The sequence below is a fragment of the Stenotrophomonas sp. AN71 genome, from assembly GCF_050435725.1.
In the GTDB taxonomy this organism is placed as follows: Bacteria; Pseudomonadota; Gammaproteobacteria; order Xanthomonadales; family Xanthomonadaceae; genus Stenotrophomonas.
Window position 1 is genome coordinate 305,010 of record NZ_JBNDKU010000001.1, and the last position, 24,780, is coordinate 329,789.

General features: G+C 65.2%; 24 protein-coding genes. 5 read left to right on the forward strand and 19 right to left on the reverse strand.

What is annotated here, in order from left to right; all coding sequences use genetic code 11:
* Positions 1-2: 2 nt before the first annotated feature.
* The 3 genes from ABH900_RS01330 to ABH900_RS01340 form a co-directional block, all read right to left on the reverse strand.
* Entirely contained in the window at positions 3-1,730 is a 1,728-nt protein-coding gene (locus ABH900_RS01330; protein WP_429620558.1) for a PAS domain S-box protein, read from the reverse strand.
* 130 nt (positions 1,731-1,860) lie between these two features.
* Positions 1,861-3,045, reverse strand: a complete 1,185-nt coding sequence (locus tag ABH900_RS01335; protein WP_429620560.1) for a M23 family metallopeptidase — start codon at positions 3,043-3,045, stop codon at positions 1,861-1,863.
* A gap of 501 nt (positions 3,046-3,546) precedes the next feature.
* Positions 3,547-5,346 carry a DUF262 domain-containing protein gene (locus ABH900_RS01340; protein WP_429620562.1) on the reverse strand — a complete coding sequence of 600 codons (1,800 nt, stop codon included), beginning with the start codon at positions 5,344-5,346 and terminating at the stop codon, positions 3,547-3,549.
* A gap of 157 nt (positions 5,347-5,503) precedes the next feature.
* Between ABH900_RS01340 and ABH900_RS01345 the strand changes: the two genes are divergently transcribed.
* Positions 5,504-6,649, forward strand: a complete 1,146-nt coding sequence (locus tag ABH900_RS01345; protein WP_429620564.1) for a hypothetical protein — start codon at positions 5,504-5,506, stop codon at positions 6,647-6,649.
* Between the two features lie 13 nt (positions 6,650-6,662).
* Here ABH900_RS01345 and ABH900_RS01350 read toward each other — a convergent pair whose 3' ends face one another.
* Complete coding sequence (locus ABH900_RS01350) at positions 6,663-7,307, reverse strand: TetR/AcrR family transcriptional regulator (protein WP_429620566.1); 645 nt, start codon at positions 7,305-7,307, stop codon at positions 6,663-6,665.
* Between the two features lie 123 nt (positions 7,308-7,430).
* On the opposite strand from ABH900_RS01350, the gene ABH900_RS01355 reads away from it, so the two are divergent.
* Both ABH900_RS01355 and ABH900_RS01360 read left to right on the forward strand, forming a co-directional pair.
* Positions 7,431-9,719: a TonB-dependent receptor gene (locus ABH900_RS01355; RefSeq protein ID WP_429620568.1), complete on the forward strand. Its 2,289-nt coding sequence runs from the start codon at positions 7,431-7,433 to the stop codon at positions 9,717-9,719.
* Positions 9,720-9,736: 17 nt separating this feature from the next.
* Positions 9,737-10,633: a tyrosine-protein phosphatase gene (locus ABH900_RS01360; protein ID WP_429620570.1), complete on the forward strand. Its 897-nt coding sequence runs from the start codon at positions 9,737-9,739 to the stop codon at positions 10,631-10,633.
* Between the two features lie 54 nt (positions 10,634-10,687).
* Here ABH900_RS01360 and ABH900_RS01365 read toward each other — a convergent pair whose 3' ends face one another.
* A complete protein-coding gene (locus ABH900_RS01365) occupies positions 10,688-12,352 on the reverse strand; it encodes a tyrosinase family protein (RefSeq protein WP_429620572.1) in 1,665 nt (554 codons plus the stop codon).
* A gap of 406 nt (positions 12,353-12,758) precedes the next feature.
* Between ABH900_RS01365 and ABH900_RS01370 the strand changes: the two genes are divergently transcribed.
* Positions 12,759-13,661: a DUF4238 domain-containing protein gene (locus tag ABH900_RS01370; protein ID WP_429620575.1), complete on the forward strand. Its 903-nt coding sequence runs from the start codon at positions 12,759-12,761 to the stop codon at positions 13,659-13,661.
* 73 nt (positions 13,662-13,734) lie between these two features.
* Here the strand turns inward: ABH900_RS01370 and ABH900_RS01375 are convergent, their stop codons facing one another.
* The 4 genes from ABH900_RS01375 to ABH900_RS01390 form a co-directional block, all read right to left on the reverse strand.
* Positions 13,735-13,995, reverse strand: coding sequence for a hypothetical protein (locus ABH900_RS01375; RefSeq protein ID WP_429620578.1), 261 nt, complete (start codon positions 13,993-13,995; stop codon positions 13,735-13,737).
* The gene (locus ABH900_RS01380; RefSeq protein ID WP_429620581.1) at positions 13,992-15,344 is read right to left on the reverse strand and encodes a TFIIB-type zinc ribbon-containing protein; all 1,353 of its coding nucleotides are present in this window, start codon (positions 15,342-15,344) and stop codon (positions 13,992-13,994) included. The genes ABH900_RS01375 and ABH900_RS01380 overlap by 4 nt, the downstream gene beginning before the upstream one ends.
* A gap of 18 nt (positions 15,345-15,362) precedes the next feature.
* Positions 15,363-16,502, reverse strand: coding sequence for an SPFH domain-containing protein (locus ABH900_RS01385; protein ID WP_429620583.1), 1,140 nt, complete (start codon positions 16,500-16,502; stop codon positions 15,363-15,365).
* A 101-nt stretch (positions 16,503-16,603) separates the two neighbouring features.
* Positions 16,604-17,488 (reverse strand): NAD(P)-dependent oxidoreductase, encoded by an 885-nt coding sequence (locus ABH900_RS01390; RefSeq protein ID WP_429620585.1) that lies wholly within the window; start codon positions 17,486-17,488, stop codon positions 16,604-16,606.
* 416 nt (positions 17,489-17,904) lie between these two features.
* Between ABH900_RS01390 and ABH900_RS01395 the strand changes: the two genes are divergently transcribed.
* Positions 17,905-19,404, forward strand: a complete 1,500-nt coding sequence (locus tag ABH900_RS01395; protein ID WP_429620587.1) for a helix-turn-helix domain-containing protein — start codon at positions 17,905-17,907, stop codon at positions 19,402-19,404.
* A gap of 54 nt (positions 19,405-19,458) precedes the next feature.
* Here ABH900_RS01395 and ABH900_RS01400 read toward each other — a convergent pair whose 3' ends face one another.
* The 10 genes from ABH900_RS01400 to ABH900_RS01445 form a co-directional block, all read right to left on the reverse strand.
* Positions 19,459-19,896 carry a hypothetical protein gene (locus tag ABH900_RS01400; protein WP_429620588.1) on the reverse strand — a complete coding sequence of 146 codons (438 nt, stop codon included), beginning with the start codon at positions 19,894-19,896 and terminating at the stop codon, positions 19,459-19,461.
* A complete protein-coding gene (locus tag ABH900_RS01405; protein ID WP_429620589.1) occupies positions 19,893-20,972 on the reverse strand; it encodes a hypothetical protein in 1,080 nt (359 codons plus the stop codon). Before ABH900_RS01405 ends, ABH900_RS01400 begins: the two co-directional genes overlap by 4 nt.
* A gap of 20 nt (positions 20,973-20,992) precedes the next feature.
* On the reverse strand, positions 20,993-21,340 hold the full coding sequence (locus ABH900_RS01410; protein WP_099551024.1) for a hypothetical protein: 348 nt from the start codon (positions 21,338-21,340) through the stop codon (positions 20,993-20,995).
* Between the two features lie 47 nt (positions 21,341-21,387).
* Positions 21,388-21,969, reverse strand: coding sequence for a RebB family R body protein (locus tag ABH900_RS01415; RefSeq protein ID WP_429620590.1), 582 nt, complete (start codon positions 21,967-21,969; stop codon positions 21,388-21,390).
* The gene (locus ABH900_RS01420; protein ID WP_429620591.1) at positions 21,966-22,202 is read right to left on the reverse strand and encodes a RebB family R body protein; all 237 of its coding nucleotides are present in this window, start codon (positions 22,200-22,202) and stop codon (positions 21,966-21,968) included. The genes ABH900_RS01415 and ABH900_RS01420 overlap by 4 nt, the downstream gene beginning before the upstream one ends.
* Positions 22,203-22,272: 70 nt before the next feature.
* Positions 22,273-22,545, reverse strand: coding sequence for a RebB family R body protein (locus tag ABH900_RS01425; protein ID WP_005416651.1), 273 nt, complete (start codon positions 22,543-22,545; stop codon positions 22,273-22,275).
* A 60-nt stretch (positions 22,546-22,605) separates the two neighbouring features.
* Positions 22,606-22,872, reverse strand: coding sequence for a RebB family R body protein (locus tag ABH900_RS01430; protein WP_429620593.1), 267 nt, complete (start codon positions 22,870-22,872; stop codon positions 22,606-22,608).
* A 26-nt stretch (positions 22,873-22,898) separates the two neighbouring features.
* On the reverse strand, positions 22,899-23,168 hold the full coding sequence (locus ABH900_RS01435) for a RebB family R body protein (protein ID WP_429620595.1): 270 nt from the start codon (positions 23,166-23,168) through the stop codon (positions 22,899-22,901).
* Positions 23,169-23,211: 43 nt separating this feature from the next.
* Positions 23,212-23,502, reverse strand: a complete 291-nt coding sequence (locus ABH900_RS01440) for a RebB family R body protein (protein ID WP_005416648.1) — start codon at positions 23,500-23,502, stop codon at positions 23,212-23,214.
* Positions 23,503-23,723: 221 nt separating this feature from the next.
* Positions 23,724-24,776 carry an NUDIX domain-containing protein gene (locus ABH900_RS01445; RefSeq protein ID WP_429620597.1) on the reverse strand — a complete coding sequence of 351 codons (1,053 nt, stop codon included), beginning with the start codon at positions 24,774-24,776 and terminating at the stop codon, positions 23,724-23,726.
* Positions 24,777-24,780: the final 4 nt, after the last annotated feature.

Consider the following 24,780-nt stretch of genomic DNA (forward strand, 5'->3'; position numbering starts at 1 on the left):
CGTCAACGGTCAATCGAATGCGGATCGGGATCGGGGCGCACGTCGCGCCGTACCCGTGCTCGCGTGCGATACAGCTCGCTGTCGGCACGGTGAATGGTCTCGGCCACCGCTTCACCGGGTTGATGCTCCGAGCAGCCCATGGAGAAGGAGGCCGGCGCGGTTGCCGCGTGTTGCCGGTACCAGCGTTCCAGTGCCGCCAGTCGCGCCGCCGGCGCTTCGATGACAACGAGGAATTCGTCGCCGCCGAGCCGTACCACGGCCTCGCGCTCAGCCAGCGGCCGGCGCAGGAAGGCGGCGAATTCCACCAGCACGGCATCGCCGCGGCGATGGCCCTGCAGATCGTTGATCTGCTTGAAATGGTTCAGGTCGAACAGCAGGCACGCCCAGGATGCACCGACCAGCGCGTCGAGGCGATGCAGGTAGCGGCGGTTGTGGCAATGGGTCAGCGGATCTCGCTGCGACAGCTCCCGCATGATGCGCTCCTGCTGCCGCAACGCGGTCACATCTTGCGCGTGGCCCAGCACGTAGGGCGGATCGGCCTCTTCGTCGAGGACGTTGTGGTAGGCCCAGTAGCGGCGCAGGCCATCGGCGCCGATCAACTCGATCACGCCTGAATCGGTGTGGTTGGCCCGGATGCGCTCCAGGTAGGTGGAAAATCCATCGCGGCGATCGGCCGGCATCAGCTCGCCGAGGCTGCGACCGACCATCTGGCTTTCGTCAAAGCCCAGCGACTGCACGGCAGCGGGATTCACCGAGGTCAGCGTGCCATCCAGGGTGTGCGTGCAGATCAGGCCGAGGCTGTAATGGAACAGGCGCCGGTAGCGCGTCTCGCTGGCCTCCAGCGCGTCGAGTACGGCGCGTTCCTCGGTGATGTCCTGGATCGCACCGACCAGCCGTGGATGCCCGTCAACCTGCTGCCGTCCGCCGACCACACGGGTCCAGATGCTGCGTCCGTCGGCGGTGATCATCGGCAGCTGGACTTCCCACGATGCGCCTTCGTCGATGCAGCGCTGCACGGCGGTGCGGATGATGCTGCGGCTGTCTTCGCGATAGAACGACAGCGCGGTCTCCAGTGTGGGTTGGTAATTGCCGCGCACACCATGGATCTGCTTGGTTTCACGGGTCCAGCGCACTTCGTTGCTGACCAGGTCAAGTTCCCAGCCGCCCACGCGCGCAGCACGGTTGGTGCGCTCAAGGAAGTCTTCGCTGCGCTTCAGTTCACGGTGCAGGGCCTTGGCCTGGCCGACCTGGGCCAGCAATGTGCTGCGTTGCTCCAGAACCTGGGTGGTGACCCGGGCCAGGTGCACCATCAGCTCGCGCTGCGACGGCGAGAGCACGCCGGGCATCGGGTCGAGCAGGCACAGGGTGCCGATGCGCGCGCCATAGGCCGAACCCAGAGCGATGCCAGCATAGTGTCGGATGCGCGGGCCGCCGGTTACGAGCGGATTGGTGGAGAATCGCGGGTCCTGGCGTGCATCCGGGATCTCGAAGAGTTCGTCCTGGCGGATCGCATGGGTGCAGAAGGAAATCTCCCGTGAGGTCTCGCTGACGCCCTCCAGGCCGATGTTGGCCTTGAACCACTGGCGCTCATCGGCCACCACGGAGATCAGGCCCATGGTCATGCCGGTTGCAGAGCGCGCGGCCGCGACGATGGCATCGAACACCGGCTCCGGCGGGGTGTCGAGCAGGCGCAGTCGGTCTATTTCAAGCAGTCTGTCGGCTTCGTCCATGGCGCGGGGCAGGGTGGGGGCGTCGGCAGTGGGGAGTGCAGCAATGCTGGTGCTGCAGCCGTTATCTAGTGCCAGACATGGGTGATGCCCGCGTGATGTGGCGGCCCGGCGGCGCCGGGCCCACCCCCGCTCAGAAGCCGATCACTTCGTCGTTCAGTGGCAGCTGCTGCTGCCGCGCTGCCGGGTGGTTGGCCTTCCAGGCCGGACCCTGCCCGAACAGCTGGGCTTCGGATTCGGGCCCGTAGTACTGGAACTGATCAAAGACGTAGGGAAGACCTTCCGAACCTTCGAAGGTGGCACCGTTGGCGAGCTGGAAATGCAAGTGTGGCGCGGCTGAGTTGCCGGACTGCCCGAGCTCGCCCAGCACCTGGCCGCGGCGGACGGTCTGGCCGGGCCTGACCGCCACACTGCCGGTGCGCAGATGGGCATAGCCGGCGAACACGCCGGGCGCGATCTCCAGCACCACGTAGTTGCCGAACAGGTCGTGGGTGGTCAGAGTGGCCGGCTCGGGCTGCGGGGTCAGCGGCGTGTGCTCGTGCTCGCCATCACGGGCATCGCGCACCGTGCCGTCGGCCACCGCGATGACCTGCGCGCCGTAGCCGACCCAGTCGCTGTGCCGCGTCTTCTGCAGGTCCGTGGCAGAGCTGCGCAGGGCGTGCCCGCGGGCATCAACGCCGACCAGATCCAGCGCGTAGCGCTGGGGAATGGTCAGTGCGCCATTGACAGCCACCAGGCTGCCCCAATGATGTGATCCCGCAGCGCCCGGCCCCTCATGGGCCAGCCATCGGCCGCCGCGCAGGGGCGGCCCGAGTACCGGCGCCGGCGCCTGCACCGGGGCGACGGTGGCGCCGTCCAGGCGAACAAGCTCCTGCCGCTCGGTGCGGAAATCGATGTGGTGGCGGAGCGTCTTCGGCACGTGGCCCGCCGTCGGCAGGGTGAGCCAGACATACACCACGGCACGCTTGCCGGCGGCAATGGCAACCGGCGCGCCATCGGCCGGCGCCGGGCGCGTCCAGTCTGCCAGCGCCTTGGCATCCAGGGACAGCAGCGGCTGCGCGGAGGTATCACCGAACACTTGCAGCCCCTGGGGGAACAAGCTGCCGGTGTCGCCATAGAAGTTGCTGATGTGCAGCTCATAGGCGAGATGGCGTGTGCCGTCACTGCCGGTGAACGGCGCTGGTGCGAACGGTACGCGCGCCTCGACAGGTGCAAGCGGCGGCGTTGCAGCCGTCGCTGCGCTGACCATCGCTGCGGGCAGCAGCGCAGACAACAGCAGGCAGCGGCCGATATCACGGGGGCTGCGTGGATAGGGCACTTCAGCGCCCCTTGGCATTGAGATACAAGCGTGCTCCATCCGATTCACGGTGCCCGTTCAACATCCATCTCCCGACACGTGGAAGTCAGAGATCTTGCCCCTCCCGCTCTGGGTGCTGCCGGATTGTGTGGTCTGATCGTTTTGCGGGTGGTCTGTTCGCCGAAGCCGAACGAGGCGTCCTGGGCCAGGGCGGGCCGGGCAGCACAGCGTGGTCAGGCAGGTACGAGCAAGCACAGCAGCCATCGAAGGAGTCTCGGAAGGGCGGACCGGGCGAGTATCGAGCCGGCGGGGCGGGAGACCGCGTGATGGTCTGGAGGCACCCCAGGTCAGCGCGCGGCGTGCGGGTGTGGCCTTGCTCCCCTGAACGTAGGGCCAGGAGCCTGCTGCGGGCGGCTCCGCCGGTGCGGGTGCAGAACGGTTCCGGACCGAATGTCAGACCTGTCGACTGCCGGGGCTAACGCCATTCCCGGCAGTCGTCGCTGAACCACCTTCGGCCTGGCGTCAGACCTTCCACAGCACAACGGCGCGACTCGCGAAATACTGGGACCGCTCCTCGACCTGCTTGAACCTGAAATGCGGCAGCCCGGCGATGTCCCGGGTCAACCGGATGTTCGAATTGACGTATTCCTTCTTCTTGGACTGGAAGGGATTGTTCGATGCCACTACATTCAGCTCGTCGGCGATCAGGGTCATGTTGCCGATCCGATGCAGCATCCGTGAATGCTTGGATTTCCATCCGTCGCCAAGATAGCTTGGCCAATCACCAAGCTCCTTTTTGGTGCTGGCCTTGTCTGCAGCCTTCGGAATGATGTGTTCGAGTTCGAGCTCATCCGGATCGGCGAGGTAGTACTCGTTCTTGTGGCCAATCGCATCGTACTCGAGCACCTGCAGCGCATATCTGGCACGATTGATCACGGCGGGCACGAAGGGGAATGCCGCGAACGCGGCGCTGAACTCATCGTCGTCGGGCGTGTGCTCGCGCAGGGTACGTATGGCGGTCTTCTCGTAATCGACGTCATCCAGGCCTGTCAGCATTGCGAAGATCGTTTCAAGTTCGTTGGAGCGCTTCTCGCAGATATGCCTGCGCATCATGAAGGACTCCAGCGTCCTGAGCAGCCGGATCCTGGCCTTCTCGTCGAGGCTGTCCCTGCCGAACATGTCCAGCAGCCACGTGAAGGCCTGGAACGCCTTGATATCCTCGAGATTGCTGATATGCCGGTCCAGCTTGTCAGAGCCAGTCTCGCACCAGAGCAGCTTCGAATAGAGTTCGGCTGACTGGCGAAGGGCTTTTGCGAATGCGATCAGCTTGACCTTCCTGACCTTGCCAACCCTGGAGCCGGAAACCACGGCATCGTCCTCGTCTGACACGGCAACAATTGCATCCTCCGTATCCTCGTCGTCCTCTTCGTCCTTGATGACCGAAGAGAGGAATTCGGTCATGGTTTCGGCCTCCACCACGCTACGCAGGTAGTACCACTTGAAGTCGCCCACCAGTTTGGTCTTTGATACCTTGCGATGGAGCTTTCCGGCCAACCACTGGCGGAAGAAGGCGTCACTGTCGAGCCCGTCAAGGGCCACAATCAGCTTCCGCCAATCGTCCTTCACTTTGTCCAGCATGGCCTGCGAAAGCGAAGAAGCATGGCCGAGCAGGAAATTCTTGATGATGTCGGTGGGCTTCAGGCGCAGCCCGCGGTTGTTGATGGTCTCGAAGAGCTTGTAGGCATCCTTTGCCGCGCCCACGTCCAGGCGGATGATTGACGCGTTGTTGAGCAGCTTGTGGAAGAACTCGTTGAGCTCATCAGTCTTCAGCTGCTGGACCCAGGTGGTGAAGTTGACGTGGGCGCCCTTCAGTCGCTCGTTCTCGACTTCGGAGACATCCAGCGAGTCCATGATGGACGCGTAATCGGAATGATCCAGGTCGCCAAGATGGAGCTTCGGCTGGGTCTTGCGATCGATGCCACGGCACTGGAGCAGCTTCTCAAGTTCCTGCGCGGCCTCCTTGTCGCCATCCTTTTCGTATCTGCGCGCGAGCACGCGCATCAGGATGGTGAGGGTGGTGACGCGTTGCTGGCCGTCAACCAGCTCAAGATGATTCACGCCGGGCGTGTGTGTGTCCGACAGCAGCAGTACCGTGCCCAGCAGGTGCGCGTCACCGGCTGGCAGCAGGCGGATGTCGTCGAAAAGTTCGCGCTGCTGACGCTGTCCCCAAGCGTACCTGCGCTGGTAGGCCGGTATTAGGAACTGCTCGTTTCCCACCGAGAAGAACTGCTGGAGCGTGAGTGTTGTCGGGGTGATCTTCATGATCTACATTCTCCAAGCCTGCATGCGGCCGTTTCGTCGAAAGTCGGGTTGCACCTGCCCTCCCCAGGCTGGGTGCAGGTTCCTATTATGCGTTCGCATGCGGCGGGTTCATGTCAGGTTTTTCCTGACATCAGACTGTCCATGCAGGAGTCGGCTGTTGCACATTCGAGTCAATCCCCATGCGCGCTGGCTTGGCCTTTTCAAAGGCTGTGGATCTGCGTTGAATCCATACGAGTTTGGCCAGCTGCAGCAACGTGACCGTGTCGCTGCCATCGCGACGCTCAGAAAGCATGACTGCGCGCCACTGAGCGCAACGAGCACGCTTCCCCCTGTATTCTTGGTGGAGGGAAAGGCACAGGATGGGATGGAGATCGTCAAGGCCGCATTCGCCGCCGTGCGTCGGGGTTTCGGGGGGGCGATCCATTCCTTTCGGCCCGGAAGATTGTGCGGATTCGTGACGGACTCCCCGTACGCCAATGGCATGGCTTGGTGCATACACCCGGGTGAGCCCGTTTACGGCCTGTCAGTCACGGCAGGTAGCCTTCTGGAGACCGTTGTCGCGGCCTATCGGGTTCTGAGTGTTCCCGGGCTGGATGCAGCGCTTCCCATGGAGGGTACGCTGGAGGCGACGATGGAGTGGCCGCGGCTTGAAACCTTCCTCATTCCGGGTAGCCAGCAGAGAAGGGATCGAGGCGTCCGTTACGCGCATTGTGGATTTCTTGCAGTTTTCATGCATGAGTTCGCGCACGTGGTGAGAGGCCATCTTGGCTATGAAATGGCCACCCGCGGCAGTCTCTACATGGACGAACGCCCACTGCAACCGGCAGCAGTCGATACCCAGATGCGTCTTTACATCGAGTCGGACGCGGATGAAATGGCGGGACGGTTTTTGGCGACCTGGCTGCTGAGATCCCAGCCGGACGGCCGCCCGATGGACGAGGCGCAGAAGCTCTCGATCGCCTTTGACTTCCTGGTGGGGACCACACTGGCCTTCTCGGCCTTCCCCAGGGTGCAGAATCTCTATCACACCGGGACGTTGCGTGCCCGGGTGCTGATGGGGGCGATGCTTCACTGGGGCGGGATCGAGGGATCAAGGGCCGATCAGTGGATCGAGTCCAACATGCGGGACGTCCTGCTGTGCATGCAAGCGGCGGGGTATCCTGCGGAGAGCTACCTCTACTCGGCGGCGGAGGCGAAGGAACTCATGACGTCGACATGGAGCGGTATACGCAGACACCAGCAGGACTGGATCAGGTGTGCGCCGTTCAAGCAGGTGAAGCCGAGGGTCACCCTGCCGGAGTGACGCCCAGCCGGGATCAGTCCGCCATCACCCGCCCGATGGCATCGGCGAGCAACGCGCGTACCCGTGCGGGCGGCAGGTCCGGGTCGCGTACCGCGCGCATGGCCAGGCCTTCCACCAGCAGTCGCAGCAGCAGGGTGCGCATGGCGATCTGCTCCTCGTCCACGTGCCGGCCCAGCCCTGTATCACGCTGGCGCAACCAGGTGTGGATCGCCGCGCTGGTCTGCTGGTCGTGGGTGCGCAGCACTTCGGCCAGGACCGGGTCGCGATGCGCCTCGGCGTTGATCTCCGCGTAGAGCGCCACGCTGGCGATGGCGTTGCCATGGATCGGCAACACTTCGCCGCGTGCCCACTGCTGGTAGCACGCCAGCAGGCCGTCCACCAGATCCGAGGCCGCCGGCATGTCGCCGATCGAGGCCTGGTCGTGGCGCAACTGGCGCTCGATCAAGGCCAGGATCAGGGCGCGCTTGTTGGCGAAGTAGCGGTACATCAGCCCCTGGCTGATGCCTGCTTCGGTGGCGATATCGCCGATCGAACCGGCGTGGAAGCCATGGGTGATGAAGCAGGTCTGGGCCGCATCGAGAATGCGCCGGCGCTGGGCCTCGGCGTGGGCAGCGGCAGGATCTTCGGCGGGACCGGCTACGGCAGATTTCGGTGTCATTGCGTGAGGTTGGGGCGTCCAGGGGCGGGATAGTACGTCACAAAAGGTGTGAATGAACGGTCATTCATTTGTAATTGCCGTCTCCCAGACTGCGCCGGCCTTCTCCTTCCGCGAATGAGTCCGATGCGCCACGCCTCGCTGCACCGCCCGCTGCTCACCCTCGCCATCGCCGCCGCTCTGCCGGTGCTGGCCCATGCCGAAGATGGTCCCTCCACCGACGCCGCCGCGTCCGCCGATGCTGCACGTGCCGTGGTCGCTCTGGACCAGGTGGTGGTGACTGCACAGAAACGTGCCACCAACCTGCAGGAAACACCGATCTCGGTATCGGTCGTCGATGCCGAGGCGCTGAAGGATCGCAGCGCGATCTCGCTGGGGAGCCTGTCCGATGGCTCCATTCCCTCGCTGCGGGTGACACCGTTCGCCACCCGAAGTTCAGCCCTGAACATCGGCATCCGCGGCATCGGTGCGTCCGGTGATGCCAACCAACTGGCGCGCGATGCCGGCGTTGGCATCTACGTAGACGGTGTATTCATGGGCCGCGCGCAGGGCCTGGGCAGCATGCTGTACGACGTGGAACGCATCGAGGTATTGAAAGGCCCGCAGGGGACGCTGTTCGGCCGCAATACCGAGGGCGGCGCGGTGAGCATCGTGACCAAGGCACCGACCGGCGAGTTTGGCGGCAGCGTGAGTGCTGGTGTATCCAACTTCAGTGGCTACAACAGCGCGCTGCACCTGGACCTGCCCAAAGTGGGCGATGTCAGCTTCAAGATCGACGCGGTGCAGGCCAAGCGTGGCGGCACCACCGACAACCCGATGCGCGGCGAGCGTGACTTCAACAGCTACGACAAGCGTGGCGCACGCCTGAGCGCGTTGTGGCAGCCCCGCGATGATGTCTCACTGCTGTACGCGTTCGACCGTTCCTATGATGCGACCACGCCGTACCACACCCAGGTGCTGGTGCCGGGCGCCTATCTCAGCCCGCTGCAGAAGGCCGGCGCCAGCCTCGACCGTCGCGACAGCGCGATCCTGGGCGGCCCGCAGGAAGACAACATCGGCCGTACCAGCGGCCATCTGTTGAACGTGTCGTGGGTGCTGAATGACGCCCTTGAGCTGAAGTCGATCAGTTCCTACCGTGAGCTGACCCAGGGCCAGTTCGACATGGGCCTGGTCGATGCGATCTCGGCCTACGGTGGTGCAGGGACGCCGTTCGGCCGCTACAGCCTGGCCCAGGTCTACCAGCACCAGTACAGCCAGGAGTTCCAGCTGATCGGCAACACCGCGCAGGTGCAGTTCCTCGGTGGTGCGTTCTACTACCACGAGACGGCCGGGGACAATGCGCAGACCCCGAACATGCTGGTCTGGGGGCCGGGCGGGAATAGCTACACGTTGAATCCGGCCACGAATCCGCTGGACCTTTCGCGGGTACGCATCGACCGCGCCAGCAAGGCGTGGACCGACAGCCTGGGCGTGTTCGGCCAGGCCACGTGGACCCCGGAGGCGATGCCGGGCCTGCACCTGACCGCCGGCGGCCGCTACACCCGCGATGACAAGAAGGGCAGCCTGTACATCGTCAATGGCGCGGCGACGAACCTTGCATTCAAGGACCGCTGGAGCCGCTTCGATCCGATGGTCAACATCGCCTACGACCTGGGCGAGCACGCGATGGTCTATGCCAAGTACAGCACCGGCTTCAAGGCCGGTGGTGCCAACTCGCGTTCGACCAACTACAGCGCGTTCGGGCCGGAGCAGGTAACCGCCTACGAGCTTGGCTTCAAATCGCAGTTCTGGGACAACCGCGCACGCCTGAACTTGGCGCTGTTCGATTCCACCATCGCGCACAAGCAGATGGATTTCTCGCTGCCGTTCGATCCGAACAGTGGCGAGACCCGTACCACCATGGTCACCACCAATGCGCTGAGCGATGGAACATCGCGCGGTGCCGAGCTGGAATTCAACGTGGTGCCGGTGGACAACCTGACCCTTGGTCTCAATTACGCCTATACGAAGATCGACGCGCAGACCGCGACGGATCCGTTCGGCGCTGGCGTGCAGGTGACCGTGCAGCCGCTGCTGGCACCGAAGAACGCAGGCAGCCTGTCGGTCGACTACCTGGTGCCGTTCGCCAACTTCTCGGCGCTCAAATTCCATGTGGACGGCAACTGGTCCGATGGTTACTACACCAGCGAGTACGACCAGGTGCGCACCGACAGCTCGTTCGTGGTCAATGCCCGCGTGGCGCTGGTCGATGTTCCGGTGAACAGCACTGGCACCACGATGTCGTTCTCGCTGTGGGCACGCAATCTGCTCGATGAGCAGCACCTGTTCTACAAGCTCAACAGCCCAGCACTGGGCCAGACCGGCATCTTCAACGATCCGCGCACCTTCGGCCTGGATGTGGCCGTCAACTTCTGATGCTCCTGGAGACCACCATGAAAACCCGCCACACTGGATTTGCCCTGGCACTGGCCATCAGCCTGCCGCTGGCCGCACTGGCCATTGCCGCCGACGCAGCACCGGCGATCGCCACGAAGCCGACGGCCTCCGCCAACGTGAAGCCGGCCGCGGCCGATGCGCAGCGGGTGATTCCGTTGCAGGGCGCCTGGAACGTCCGCACCTTTGCCGGCCTGCAGGGCCGCCAGGGCCCGATTCCGGCCGGTGCGTTCGTGCGCACGGCCGATCTTGGCCGCCTGACCGATGCTGACCGCGACGCACTGGCGGCGGTGGGCGTGAAGCTGGATATCGACCTGCGTACCGCCGACGAGGAAGCGCAGTCGCCGGACCTGCTGGCCAGCGATGATCGTTTCGACTACCAGCGCATTTCGCTGATGGGCACCGAGAAGATGGACCTGCAGAAGATGATGGCCAGCTTCCCCGATTCGCTCGGCGAGGCCTATGTGCAATGGCTGGGCCACAGCCAACCGCAGTTCAAGCAGGTGTTCCAGCGCATCGCCGCGCAACAGGACGGTGCGGTGCTGTTCCATTGCACGGCCGGCAAGGACCGCACCGGCATCATCGCCGGTCTGCTGCTGGACCTGGCGGGCGTGCCGAAGGCCGAGATCGTGCACAACTACGCAATCTCCGCGCATTACCTGGAAGGGCAGCCCAAGGACAGCGCGATGAACGCGCAGATCATGGCGCTGGTCAAGCAGAACCCGGAGATCGGCCGCAAGATGGCCGGCATGGCCGGCACCGCGCCGGACAACATGGAACAGTTCCTGGCCGCGTTGCACAGCCAGTATGGCGGCGCCGAAGGCTACCTGAAATCGATCGGGGTGAGCGAGCAGGAGATCCAGCAGCTGAAGGCGCGCTTGGGGCAGGCCGGCTGACCTCCGTCGCGGCGAAGGCAGGTGCCGGACATCGCCGGCACCTGCCTTGCTCCCTCAGGGCTGCAGCGGTGCCACCAGGATGGAGGCATCCAGCACCGGGAACGACTGCGGCGCCTGGCCGGACGATGCGACGAGGCGGATCTCCAGCGTGGTCGTTCCACCATCGGCGGCATTGAGTGCCTGCAGGGCCCCCAGCTTCTGCGGCAGCGGCACCGCAAACGTGGTGGGATGGCTGTGATCCATCCCGGCCATGGTCGGCCCGAAGAATGACACCGTGCCCGCGTAGTACGGGCTGTCGGCCGCGACGGCCGAGGTGCCGGCCGGTGCGTTGACCAGCACGTCGAACTCGCGCGTATTGTTCAACCCCCGCGGTCGTTCCAGGGTGACTTCAGCAATCAGCTGGCGCGGGCCGGACGAGGCCAGGTGCGCACGCACCGCTTCGTTCGGGACAGCCACGCGGACGGCGCCATCGGAACGTGTACCGCGCACCAGCTGCACCGCACCTGCAGCCGCCGGCAGCGCAGCCGCCTTCAGCAGGTCGTTGCGGCCGCCATAGACGTAGTCGTAGTCGAAGGCCGTGGTGGAGAAGAATGCGCTTGCCGGGCGCTCGCCAACAGGTTTTCCCTGTGCATCGACGAAGAAGCGGAACGGCTCGTTCATGAACTGACGCCGCTGGTTGACGTCGATGGGCATGATCGGCTTGCCGCGGGATTGCTGCAGCTGGTTCCACACGTCCCACAGGCGGTCCATGTTGGCGTGGTGCAGGTAGAAGATCGGATCGAGCGGCGACAGGAAGTTGGTCATGTTGCCGTAGGGGCCGGGATCGACCGCGCCGACACCGCCGATGCAGTTGTGCACCTTGTTGTGCGGGAAGCCTTCGAGCACCGAGAATTTCGTGGCGCCGTCGGGTTGCACCACGTGCGAGGCCGTGCGCGAGCTGGTGAAGCTGCGGCTCACATCGGCATTGTAGAACTCGACCGGCGACAACCCCGCATGGATGGTGTCGGGAGACACCGCCGAAGCGGTCTTGGCATCGAAGCCGGGATTCTCGCGCCAGAGATAGCGGGCGCCGCAGGTGATCGCATAGGCCGCATTGCCCGAGATGCCGGTCTTCTCCGCGACGCTGTAGCCGGTGACATCGTTCCACACGTCATCCGCGGTGAGATAGCTGCGAAACTTGAGCTGATCGCGTTGGCCTGCATCCAGCGTGTCCCAGTAGCGCTGCAGTGCCGGTCGCATGAACTGGGTGAAGACCGCCAGGTTGCGCGTATACGGCGCATAGGCGCTGTCAGTGGGCGCCAGCACGCCGTCGAACATCGCCGGGGGAATCCGTGGCAGCTCGGTCCAGTCCCAGTAGGGCATGGCGAACTGCGGATCGCCACTGAGCGTGCGGATGGTCTGCTCGAAGTACCCGACATAGCCACGGTGCCAGACATAGAACCACCAGTTGCCATGCGGACAATCCATCAGATGCACGAAGGCATTGCGGAACCAGTTGCGGGGATCGTTCGCGGGCAGTGCCAGCATGGCCTTGATGCCACGGGCGTAGCTGGCCAGCATGCGCTGGCCTTCGGGACTGGTGACGTTGTAGCGGTGGTAGCGTGCCTGCGCGGCCTTTTCGGCCGGTGCCGTGCCGCTGGCCCAGGCGCCGGAAGCGACCAGTGATGCCAATGAAGCACTGGCGGTGGTGGCAAGAAAATCACGACGTGTGTAACGCATAGCCTTCCCCCTGGTGATTGGTTGAACCGCATCGGGTTACAAATCACTGGCAAGGCCGGCGGCAGCGTGGCGGCCGGCCCGACGGGGACATCCAGCCCCGCCGCTTCCACCGGCAGGTGCAGCGATGGCCGGGATGGAAGCGGCGGTAGTATAGGCATGGCAGGCAGGGCTGATCTGCGAAGCAGACCACAGTCGCAGGCGCGTACACATTTGCCCGGCTGAAGCTGTTCACCGTCGTCACCGTCGTCACCGTCGTCACCGGCGAGCGTTCGCTCTGCCCGTCACGAAGGAATGCGGCCGCATGATGTTCCTCGCCGGCAATCGCTTCGCATTCGGAGCCGCGCCGGTCTAGTGCTGCGTTTGAATCGCGTGCATCATGGGCCGAAGTGTGTCTTGTATCAAAGCAATGAAACCCCCTACATACCACCACTTTGTGCACGACTCCTATCTGCGTGGCTGGGAGCGTGATGGCATGCTGCGCGTATATGACCTGCGCAGGCGATCCGTTCGACCTTCGAAGGCCATCAACACCGGCGGCGAGAACCATTTCAATACATTCCTGCCCGATCCTGTAGTGATCGAGGCGTTGGAGTACGCTCTTTCCGGCAACCGGGATCGGCCGGGTGAGGATGCCATCTACGCGTATTTCGTGAGTGCGTTGAAGGCCGCTGCTTCGGCACAGCCGGAGCAACGCAACCAGACCTTCATCGAGGCGCGGTTCAATATATGGGAATCCGAGATCGGGCCTGTGCTCGCACAGCTGGCAAGCGGCGACCGGTCAGGTCTGGACATGGGGGCACAGGGGTCTCTGGCCAAGCTTTTCTGCATGCAGATCATGCGCACGCCTGCCATGCGTAGCGCGGTGCTGGGGAAGTTTCAGGGACATGCCGCGGGCCACGGGCTGGATGCACGGCAGGCCGAGGACTTCTTCAAGCTGTTGCCGGTCGCGCACGCTGAGGCGATGGCCTCGACCCTGATGTCCGGAGGTGTCACTATCCGCTTGCACAACAGCGGCGGCCACGAACTACTGAGCTCGGACAGGCCGGCGGCGTTGGTTAATTGGCCGCTCCGCCGAATCGAGGATCTGGTCGGCTTCATGCCACTTTCGCCGGACCTTGCAATGTCCATTGCCGGTAGCGCCCAGAAGCAGCGTAGTTTTCCGCCATCCACCGTCAGCCAAGCGCGGGTTGAACAATGGAACCACCTCATCATCGACTGTGCGGACACCCTGGTGTTTCTCACCGACGATGGCCAGGTCGAGAAATACCGTTCCCGCCTCCAGCTGCGCGCAGGGCTGCTTGCCGGATAGCAACGGCAGGACCCCGGCATCCTAACTCTGCCGGGGCATCCGCTGAGCGGAAAGGAGCGCGCTTCGCCTGGCTTCAGTCCCCTTCGGGCCTCACCCGTACCACCCGCTTTCTGTACTCGTACACGTTGTCACCGCGGATGCGCTTGTCCTCGGTGCCGGTGACCCTGCCCACCTGCTGGTCCGAGCCGGTGACCGGCTTGGCCTCGATGTCGGTCTCGTACTCGAACGAGTGCGATTTGTCGGTGTTGCGGTAATAGCGGTACAGCGCCCAGTACAGCGCGGTTGCGCCGGCCGGACCTGCCGCCAACAGCCAGAGGCCACTGTCGTCGCTCATGTCGATGCCACCAGGAATGCAATTGCGAGGGCTTCAATGACGGTGCCGGTGGCCAGTGCCGCCAGCAGCATCTTCCATTGCTGTACGGGCACGCTGCCCATGGTTTCGCCGGTACGGCCGTTCACGGCGATGTAGTGCAGCATGCCGCCATTCTTTCCGGGCTGGTGGTACGAGTACAGCCACACCGGCAGATACATCGACACCCAGCGGGTGCCATGCACCTCCAGCTGCTCCTGCTCCCAACGCACGCCGCGGTTGTAGCGCTTCACCGAACCTTCCACCTGCGAGCGCGCGATCGACAGCAGCTGGTCTTCCAGCCGCGGCCGCAGCTTTTCCACGTCCAGGTTGCGCTTCTCCGAAGTGAAGCCGGCCAGGTAGGAGGCGTTCCACTTCACCGCGTTCTTGGTATCGAACGGCAGAATGGTGTTGATGATGTTGTTGGTGTTGGCGCGGGTATCCAGGTTGCCACGTTCGGCCGAGGATTCCAGCGGCAGGTCGTCGACGGTAAAGTCCACCTGGCGTTCGATCTGGTACACGTCGGCGTCGTACAGGGTGCGCTTGTTCTTCTCGCTGCCCACCGTGTACTGCCGGGTCTGGATCTCGCCCTTGCCGGCCACTGCCGCGCTGACATTGCTGTCGACGATCATGTAGGGCAGGAACACGCCGACGACATTCTCCGGCGTGAACTGGTCCTTGAACGCCTTCAGCGCGAACATGCGGCGCTTGTCGACGAATTGGCGGATACGCGCGACCGCATCATCTTTCCTTATATGGAAAGGCAGCACGGCATCGGGCACCGCGCCGTTGGCGATCTGCTCGTTGACGCCGAAGACGTGGCGGCACCAGTGGCAGCGTGCGGTCATCGTGCTTTCGGTGTTCACCGTGACTTCGGCGCCGCAGCCGGTGCACTTGAAGGTCATCAGCGCCGAGGTGTCGGCATCGATGTCACGTGCACCGGAGGCAATGAAGGTGCCGCGCAGCTGGTCGATGGCCTCGCCCAGCCCGAACTCTTCCTCGACCCGCGCGCCGTGCCATTCGTGCCGGCAGTACAGGCAGACCAGGATATCGGTGCCCGCCTTGGGGCGGATGTCGGTGGCGCCGCATTTCGGGCAGCGGTTGAGGCCGTCCTTCAGCTCGCTGGCCGAGGTGTCGATGGCCACAGGATCGGGGGCTTCCACTTCATCGCGGATGGCCTGTGGCAGCGTGGAGGTGTCCAGCGGGAAGCTGCCGGGCAGGGGAGGAACGTCCTGCGGCGAACCCGGCCCATTCAACGACGCCGCCGGCAAGGGCGGCGGCGTCGCGGGCGCGGATCCGGGCAGCGGCGGTGGGCCGTTTCGGGGATCGGACATGGGTTGTGCGTCCTGCTGTTACAGGCCCAGTGCCTTGGCTTTCAGGGCGTCATAGTCGCCCTGGGTGATCAGGCCCAGGTCCAGCATCTCCTTGGCCTTCTTCAACTTGGCCACCGGATCGTCCGCGGCCGGGGCAACCGGCTGCTGCATGCCACCCACGCCGAACATGCCCGAAGCCATACCGACGCCAACCAGGCCCGCCGCGCCGCCATTCTCGCCAGCCGACTGGATGCCCTGGGCGACGCTGGCCTGCAGATTGGAATTGCCGCGCGCACCGGACAGTGCGTCAGCGCGCTGCACCGTCTTCAGCAGTTCGCGGGTGTTGGCGTCGTACTCGATGGAGACGATGGCGGTCTTGACGATGGCCAGGCCGCGGTCGCTCTGCCACTGGTAGGCCTGCTCGACCGCGGCCGACAGGCTCTGCGCGAAGCCGATCGAATCCTGCTGCAGCTTGGTGATGCGGTTGCCCTTGCCTGGGTCGTTCGTATACAGGCTGAAGGCCGGGGCCAGCGAGCCGACCACTTCATTGAACAGCTGGCTGGCGGCTGCGTTGTCCAGATCGGTGAAGTCGAACACCTGGCCCGGCTGCAGGTAGCTGGCCGGAACGAAGTTCTTCACGAACAGGATCGGGTCGACGATCTTCAGCGTGTAGGAACCGCGGGTGACCGCGCCCACCTGGGTATTGAGGAAGCCGTCGTCCCAGTAGATTTCCGACTGGGTACCGAAGCGGTTGTCCGGCAGTTCCTTCAGCGACACGAAGTAGGCCGCCTGCTGCGAGCCCGGCTGGCCGCCGAACTTGAAGCGTTCCCAGCTCTGCTTGATGAAGGTGCTGACCAGACCGTCGCCGGCGAAGATCGACTGCGAGTTCAGATCATCCGAACGCCACTCGTAGCCGCCGGCTTCAGCGACGAACGCGGTGATCGCGCCGTCCTGGAACAGCAGCAGGCCGTAGCCTTCCGGCACCACGATCTTCGAGCCGTTGGTGATGATGTTGGACGAGCCGCTGGTGTTGGACCCGCGGCCGGCATTGGTGCCGCGCGGCACTGCCGCGAACAGGGCAGCGGTTGACGGCAGACCCGTTGGCACGGTGTAGAAGTCCTTCCACTGGTCGGCCAGCACACCGCCCACCGCACCCTTCACCGCCTGTACCAGACCCATGACCAACTCCCTGTGATTCGAGGGCAGGCACCATGCCTGCCAAGCGGGACTGAATATAGCAGTGGGCGGGGACCGCTGTGGTGCCGGAAGATGAATCCGGATCAGACGTCGCCGGTAGCCGCCGGCCCGGCGCGGATCGCCAGCAGCACGGCTGCCATGTCCAGCCCGCCCAGCCCCATCTGCTGTGCCTGCGCGAACAGTGTGTCGCTGGCGTCGATCATGGGTGCCGGCATGCCTGCACCCCGCGCGGCAGCGGCCACCAGCCCGCTGTTCTTCAGTACATCGGTGATCGATGCCTGCACGGCGAAGTCCTGCCGGATCATCTTGTCCAGCTTGATCCGTGACACCTCGCTGGCCATCGGTCCGGCATTGAGTACTTCGGCGAAGCGCTCCAGAGCAATGCCGTGGCTCTCGGCGAAGTGCACCGCTTCGCCCAGTGCGGTCACCAGTGTGATCAGGTACAGGTTCACCGCCAGTTTCATGCGCAGCGCCGATGGCACCTGGCCGCACGCCACGCACTGCCGGCCCAGTGGTGCAAGCAGGCGTGACGCCTGTGCGACATCGGCATCGTCGCCGGCCAGCAGGATGACCAGTTGCGCGGATTCTGCCTGGACCCGCGAGCCGGAGACCGGCGCCTCCACATAACGCCCGCCGGCCGCGCGGATCTGCTCGCCGAGGGCCTGCGAATACCCGGCCGAGCTGGTGCCCATGTTGATCACCAGGTGGCTACGGACACGGTCGGCGAAGGCTGTGGTGTTGCGTTCCAGTACGCTGTCGATCGCCTCGTCATTGGCCAACATCAGGACCACCGTTTCGCACGCAGCGAATACGTCCTGCAGTTGCGCGCAGGTCTGCACCCCGGAGGTTCGTGCTGCGGCATGATTGCGACCGGAGCGGGACCAGCCCAGCACGCTGTGTCCGGCCTGCGCCAGATGGCCGGCCATCGGCGTTCCCATCACGCCCAGGCCGATGAATCCCAAGCGCATGTCAGGCTCCCGATCGTGGCAAGGCAGCCATCATGCCGTAGATCGGCGGCCGGCAAGGGGCGGGCAGGGCGTGCGCGCCGGCGCCGCCCTGGATTACGCCACCGGCAAAGATAATCCACGATATTCACGTGATTATCATCACGATTTTCATGAAACTCACTTTCGATAATCCCGGGCCGAACGAGCGTGTCTGCATTCGACGGCCCAGGATCCGTCCGACGTCCGCATCGTCGACCTACCGACGGCAACCCCCTGGGGGCATGGGGGCGGACAGCGTGCACGTTCATCTGCGTGTCCTGCGGCTGGCGCGAAGCGCGGCGAGGGCGTCGCAGCATCACGCAATGAAGCCGCACGGTACCCATTGCGCGATCGCCTGGTGCAACGGCACCGGGTTGCCATTCGAAAGGGGAGTTTCAATGCACAGGCAAGTCAGTGAGATGTTGCAGCGCGCCTATCTGCCCCACCAGTCCTTGCCCGACCTGCTGGGCGCGTTCGTGAAGGAGTTCTCGCAACACCACGCATTGCGCGGGGGGCGCGTCGAGCTGCGCGGGCCCGGAGCTGGCCAGCCGGAGCAGCCCCTGGCGGCATCAGAGCAACGGGCAGGCACACGCCAGCGCCTGCCGATCCGCTATGGCGGCGAAGTGCTGGGCGAGCTGCAGCTGGAAGGCCAGGCCGGGCGGCTGGACAGCAGCGCGCTGGCTCTGGGTGAGGTGTTCGCGCACCGTTGCGCGCACCTGATCAAGCGCTACGAGGCGCAGGCCTGGGCTGAGCAGGCGCTGAGCCGACCACTGCTGCTGGTCGGCGCCTGCGATGCACTGAAGCGCCTGGAAGAGTTCGTCGAGCGCGCTGCCGCCAGTTCGCTGCCGGTGCTGTTGCGTGGTGAATTCGGTACCGAGAAGATGGAACTGGCCGCCGCGCTGCACAGCTGCGGCCCGTTGCGGCGGGGCCCCTTCATCGAGGTGAACTGTGCCCATCCGCAGGAAGAACCTTCCGCCTGGTTCCACCGTGCCCGTGGCGGCACCCTGTACTTCCATGAAGTCGATGAGCTGCCGGTGGCGCTGCAGGGACAGCTCTCGCATTGCATCCGCGGCCTGCAGGCCGCCCCGCTCGAGACGGGCGGGGCACAGGCCATCCGGGTCGTGGCCTCCACCAGCGCCGACCTGGAGCAACGGGTACGTGACCGCTTGTTCTCGCGGGCGCTGCTGGCCGGTCTCGAATTTCTGACCGTGGATATCCCACCCCTGCGCGAGCGCACCGAGGACATCGGCGCACTGGTGGCGCGCTCGCTGCAGATGCACGGCTTCAATCCCCAGGTGATCAGCGAGGATGTGCTGGAGGCGCTGCGCAGCCATGACTGGCCGGGCAACCTGCTGGAAATGGAGCGCGTGGTGGTGCGGCTGGCGGTGATGACCGGCGGCCACAGCATCCGTCGTGAGGATGTGCTGCGACATGCGCCGGGACTGATGATCGTCGGTGCTCCCGCCGATGCGGAGGCAGGTGTCGATGCAGGCCGCGACGCTGTTGCCGACGCGCCGCCAGCAAACGACGGTGAAACGGTCGTAATGGCACCGGTGGTCGCACATGAGGGCCTGCACGATGGACTCAAGCGCGCACTGGCCTACCTGAAGGACCATGCCGCCGAACCGGTGACGTTGGGCGACCTGGCCCGCCAGGCGCATGTCAGCCAGTCGCACCTGGGTTTCCTGTTCCGCAGCGAGCTGGGCACCACCTTCAAACTGTTGCTGCAGCAGCTGCGCATCGAGCATGCCAAGCAGCTGCTGCGCGGCGGGCAGCGCCTGCGCATCACCGATGTTGCGCTGCAGGTCGGCTTCGGTGACCTGAGCCACTTCGAGAAGAGTTTCCGCCGCGTGGTCGGGGTCAGCCCGCGTAGCTATCGCCGCGTACCGGAGCAATAAAAAACCCCGGCGCAGGCACACGCCTGGCCGGGGGTGTCATCGCCGCGGCGGGCGCTATCTGGCGTTCGCTTCGGCTGCCTGGCGCACCGCCTCTTCGGCGGCCAGCTCGGCCCGTCTAGCGGCTTCATTGGCGGCTTCCATCGCCTGTTGCGAAACCGCCATCGCCGCACGGATGCCTTCTTCGCTGGCGGCCATCGCGGCTTCGGCCAGCTCCTGGGCGATTTCCATCGGGGTCTTGCCGCCGGGTCGGCCGGGCGTGGGGAGCGGGGTCGGGAAGGTCATTTCAGGAACTCCTTCTGGGGCTGGGGATGGGGGGCGCTGGCTGCGCCCGTCCAGGATGTGGCGCAATGCCGCCTGGGCATCGGCCAGGATCGTCTGCGCCTGTTGCCGTGCTGCCAGGCGCCCGGCGGCCACGGCTGCGCCGGCCGCCGAAGCAAGGGCCTCCGTCGCGGCCAGTACGCCATCGCCGGCAGGCACCGCGGGCGGGCTCACACCGCATCCGCCGGGTAGCCCACCTGCGCTTCATCGTCCAGGTAGCGGCGGACGCGACGGTAGTCCTGCAGCGTGATGACGTTGTCCTCCACCTGTATCCGGGCCTGTTCCCGGGAACCGTCAATGGCGAACAGAATACTGGCGCCATCCTGGCCCAGCTCGCCACGGGAGACCGGATGGTCGTTGAGGAATGCCTGTGCGCCGCGCAGTTGCCGCCGCACGGCCTCGCGCAGCCGGTCATCTTCCAGTGGCAGGCCGGATTCGTTGTCGAAGCACAGCGCGACCTGCTGGGCGGCCAGCGAGATCCGGGCGTAGCCGACCTGCCGGTTTGCGGCCAGGCTTGCGGCAATCGCCTCGCGCACCTGTGCCGGCGACGGCAGCTGTGGCAGCTGCGGACCGTCCAGGAAGCCGAACAGTTTCGGCAGCAGCGTCTGCAGGACGCCGGTTGCGCGCTTCAGGCGTTGTTCGCTGCTGCCACCGGCCGTACTCATTCGCTGGTAGAAACGGAAGTAATCAGCAAATTCGATGGGCCTGCGGGCGTGCAGCAGTGCGAAGCTGGCAGCCTCGGCCCGCTCGCCGCTGTCTGCGGCAGACGCTCCCTGCTCAACGGCCAACTGGTGGAGCGCCAGCGATTCGCGGAAGTCCAGTTGCTGCAGCAGCGGAGCGTCAGCCGCACCGACCGAGGCCAGGAACGGGCGGAATGCACCCAGTTCGGCATTGGTCAGCAGCCGGTGCTTGGCCAGCACGCCGTGCGCTTCGCTGCTCGCCAGGTGGCCGCCCTCTCCAAGTTCCACCTGGTGCAGGGCATCGAGGTCGTTGTTGCTGAGGCTGAGCAGCTTGACCGGGCCGATCTGCAGCCCGATGCGTGGCAACCAGGTCATGCGTGAACCGTGCAGGCCCTGCTGCACCCCATCCAGCATCGCGCCTTCGTCGCTGAAGGCGTAGAGGTGCTCATGCGAATCAAAGGCCCAGTGCAGCCAATCACGGCCGCCGTCGATGAACTGAAGGGCACGCCTGCACTGTGAACTGAGCTGATCCCGGTGGGGGATGGAACGACCGTTGATGAAAACGCTCATGCGTGGTTCTCCTGGTGGCCTCACGTGGCCGGAAAATCCTTGAGGACGGTCGCAGCCGCACTGCCGACGCGGGTGAAGTCGTCGGTGGCCCCCTGCATCATGGTCTGCGCCTGGGTCAGTACCCTCGCATACTTTTCGTCCCCGGTCGCCAGGTATTGGGCCATGGCCACACCGGCGGCCGTGGTGGCGATGGTGGAGACGTTGCGCAGCGCGTCGGCGGCGTCCTGCACGGCGATCGCCGCAGACTGCGCCACCGACTGGTAGGCCTTGCCGGCCCCGCTGGTCTTCACCACGGTCGTGGCCATGGTGGCTGTCTGCACCTGGTTGATCACATCGATGACCTGGGCGTTGACGTTGCTCGGGTCCATACGGGCTCCTTGATGGGCGGGTGCGGCCGGATGTGGCCGACGCGGTGTCACGCCGTGGCGTCAGTACCGGCGGTCGGGGGGGAAGGGGAGTCTGGCGCGGGATCCTGGACGGGACCCGCTGCCGGTTCCGGACCGGGCGTGGAGTCGGGCGCAGGACCGGGCGCGGGCGCCGCGCCATTGCCTGCAAGCTGCTCGAGCGTGTGCAGGCTGGCGTTGGCGGCCGCAGCATCGGCAGTGGCACCATGGGTCTGTGCCTGCAGGACGCTGATGGCGGTCTTTCCTTCTGCGGTGGCCGCGGCGATCACCGCCGCCGGCGAAGGGGGCGCCGGCACCGGGCCAGGCAGGGGTATGACCTGCGGCGGTGGCGGCGGAGGGGGTTCCGGAGCAGGCGGCGGTACCGGCCACGGCGCGTTGATCATCTTCGCGCAGGCCGCTGTGACTGCTGCGTTGCTGACCATGCCGGCGCCCTGTTGGCGGGCGACCGCGTTGTGCATGGCCGTGCCCAGGGTCTCCAGCATCACCATGTCCAGCATGCCGAAGGCCTGCGCGGGCGCCTGGCCTACCAACAGGGTGGAGGCGGCGCTGACGCTGTCGACGATCTGGCTGTTGACGGTGTTATCACTGCTCATGACGGAACGGCTCCCTTCTGGATGATCAAGGCCAGGACCTGGGCCAGGCTTGCGCCGGCGGTGACCTGGCCACGTTGCTGGTTGGCGACCGCGTTCTGCATGGCCAGGCCGAGGCTGTCGGCCATTGCCAGATAGGTGGCCGACATCGCGAACGATGGTGCAAGGGCGATCGCCAGTCCCGACCCGGCGCTGGCGGCCTCAAGCAGGTAGCCGATGGCGGGCGAGGCGGGCATCGATCAGGGGCCCGACGTGACGCCACAATAAGCGGGGGCGCGGTTGTGGACGTCACGCCGGGCCGACACGTCAGCGCAGGCCCAGGATTTCGCGGGTGGCCACGCCATTGGAGGCGGTGTCGATCGCATACAGCGTGGACACCCCCTGGGTGGTCGACGCCTGCATGGTCACGTAGGACTGCTGCTGGTTGTTGGTGGCGTTGTGCGCGGCGTTGGACAGCGCCTGGCTGGTGGCCACGAACAGGTTGCCCATTGCGATCGCCGGCGCATCACCGAGGACCTTGGTGTTGACCTGCGAAACCGAGTCGGTGATCTGACTGTTGACGGCGGTGGGAAATGCCATGGTGGATGCTCCTTGGATGGACAGCACTACAGGAACGGAGATTGCCGGCACTTAGTGGGTTCAGCCGAGAATCTTCCGGGTGGCGGCGCCGGTGGCGCCGGTATCGACGGCATAGAGCAGGGCGACGCCCATGGTGGTTGCCGCCTGGGCGGTGACATACATCTGCTGCTGGGCGAGCGTCGCGTTGTGGGCGGCATTGGCCAGCGCCTGCGCGGTGGCCTGGTACAGCGTGCCCATCGCCGTGGCCGGCGCCACGCCCAGCACCTGCAGGTTGGCCTGGGTGACCGAATCGGTGATCTGGTCGTTGACGGCCGTTGGAAATGCCATGGCTCAGCTCCTTGCCTGCCGGCGCATCACGCGCCGAGGATCTGCTTGGTGGCCACGCCGGTGGTGGCGGTATCGATTGCGTACAGGGTGGCCACGCCCATCGTGGTGGCCGCCTGCGCCGTCACATAGGACTGCTGTTGGGCGTTGGTGGCGTTGTGGGCGGCATTGGCCAGCGCCTGCGCGGTTGCCTGGTAGAGGTTGCCCATCGCCACGGCCGGGGCGTCGCCCAGCACTTTGGTGTTGGCCTGGGTGACCGAATCGGTGATCTGGTCGTTTACAGCGGTCGGAAATGCCATGTGGTGCTCCTTGGGGTTGGCGGGTCAACTACGGAACGACGGATCAGGAACCCAGCCCGCGCACGCGGGTGCTGAGGATTTCCTTGCTCGCCACGGCGGTGGTCGCGGTATCGATCGAGTACAGCGTGGCCACGCCCATGGTGGTGGCCGACTGCGCGGTCACGTAGGACTGCTGCTGGGCGTTGGTGGCGTTGTGGGCGGCATTGGCCAGCGCCTGCGCGGTGGCCTGGTAGAGGTTGCCCACGGCCACTGCGGGGGCATCACCGAGCACCTTGGTGTTGGCCTGGGTGACTGAATCGGTGATCTGGTCGTTTACCGCGGTTGGAAATGCCATGTCCTGCTCCTGCGAAAAGGTGGAAGTGCGTGGTATCCAGTGTCACGGTGCGTGGTGCCGAACTGCGTGTGCTTCACCGTGGATGCAGAGTAGAAAGAAGCGCCGTTGGCGGATTGGTGGAATCGACGGAGAATGCGGGGAAACTGGTGTGAAGAAGGATGCTGCGAAGCGGCTGATGCCGTTGTCGGACCATCGATTTTTCCGCATCGCACCGCCCGCGCTTACAGTTCTTCGATATAGCGGGCCATCCGCAGGTACCAGTCGATGGATTGGGAATCGGCAAAGCGTCGCTGCCTGCGCTCCCAGGCCCCAATCGCCGCCTGTGTCACCGGCGGTGGCACGGGGACCGGAAGGAAATTGTCTGGAATCCGGACCGGCTGGTAAGCGCCCAGGTAGCTGCTCAGCTCGTTCTGCGCCACGGTGCAGACCGCGTCCAGCTCCCAGTCGACAACTGAGCCGGCAGTCGGCCGATTGAGCCAGGCGGGTCGGGCCATCAGATTGGCGTTGATGCCTGCTACCAGGTCTGCGATGTCCTGCCCGGCGGGCATGTCAAAGCAGACCAGGTAGAAATCGAGACCTCCCGGCGCGGTCAGAAAGAGCGTGTGGAACGCCATCACGTAGCCCGCCCCCAGTGCGACGCCGGTTTCTTCCAGGAACTCCCTCCGGGCCGCGTTCTCAGCGGTTTCCAAGTCCGACATGCGGCCCCCGGGCAATGCCCATTGTCCGGCCTGGTTGACCAGGCGGGAATTCTGCGAGCCTGCCCAGCCCACGATGCGGTCCCGTGCCGCGTTCACGAGCGCTTGCAGGTCCGGGTCCGGCCAGGCAGCGATGTTCACGTCTGCAAGCGCGACCCAGGGCGTCATCACTCCGCCAGCGGCGACCCACTGGTTGGCACCCATGCGTGCGGCCCGGTCCACAGCGGCCAGCACCGACGGCAACGCTCCCTGCAGCTGTGCCAGGACTACGCCGGCGTTGTTGACCGCAGCCACCGCCAGGTCAATGGCTGCCCGCGTGGCGGCCCCATCTGCTGGAGCCGCCGCTGGCCACGCAGACGTCGCTGCAAGCGAGGCGTTGACCAGCGAAGCGTTGATGGCGGCGACAGCCGCAGCGCTGACGGCGCTGCCAGCCGCAACGTTTGCCACCGTAGTCAGGGCGGATGCCGCTTCGGCCACCAGCACCGGCGCAGCATAGCCGCCCCACCAGGCATTGGTGAGTTGCTTGCGTGCGATCAGATACTGATCGTCCGAACGAAGGGTTGCGTAGACCTGGGTCATTTCG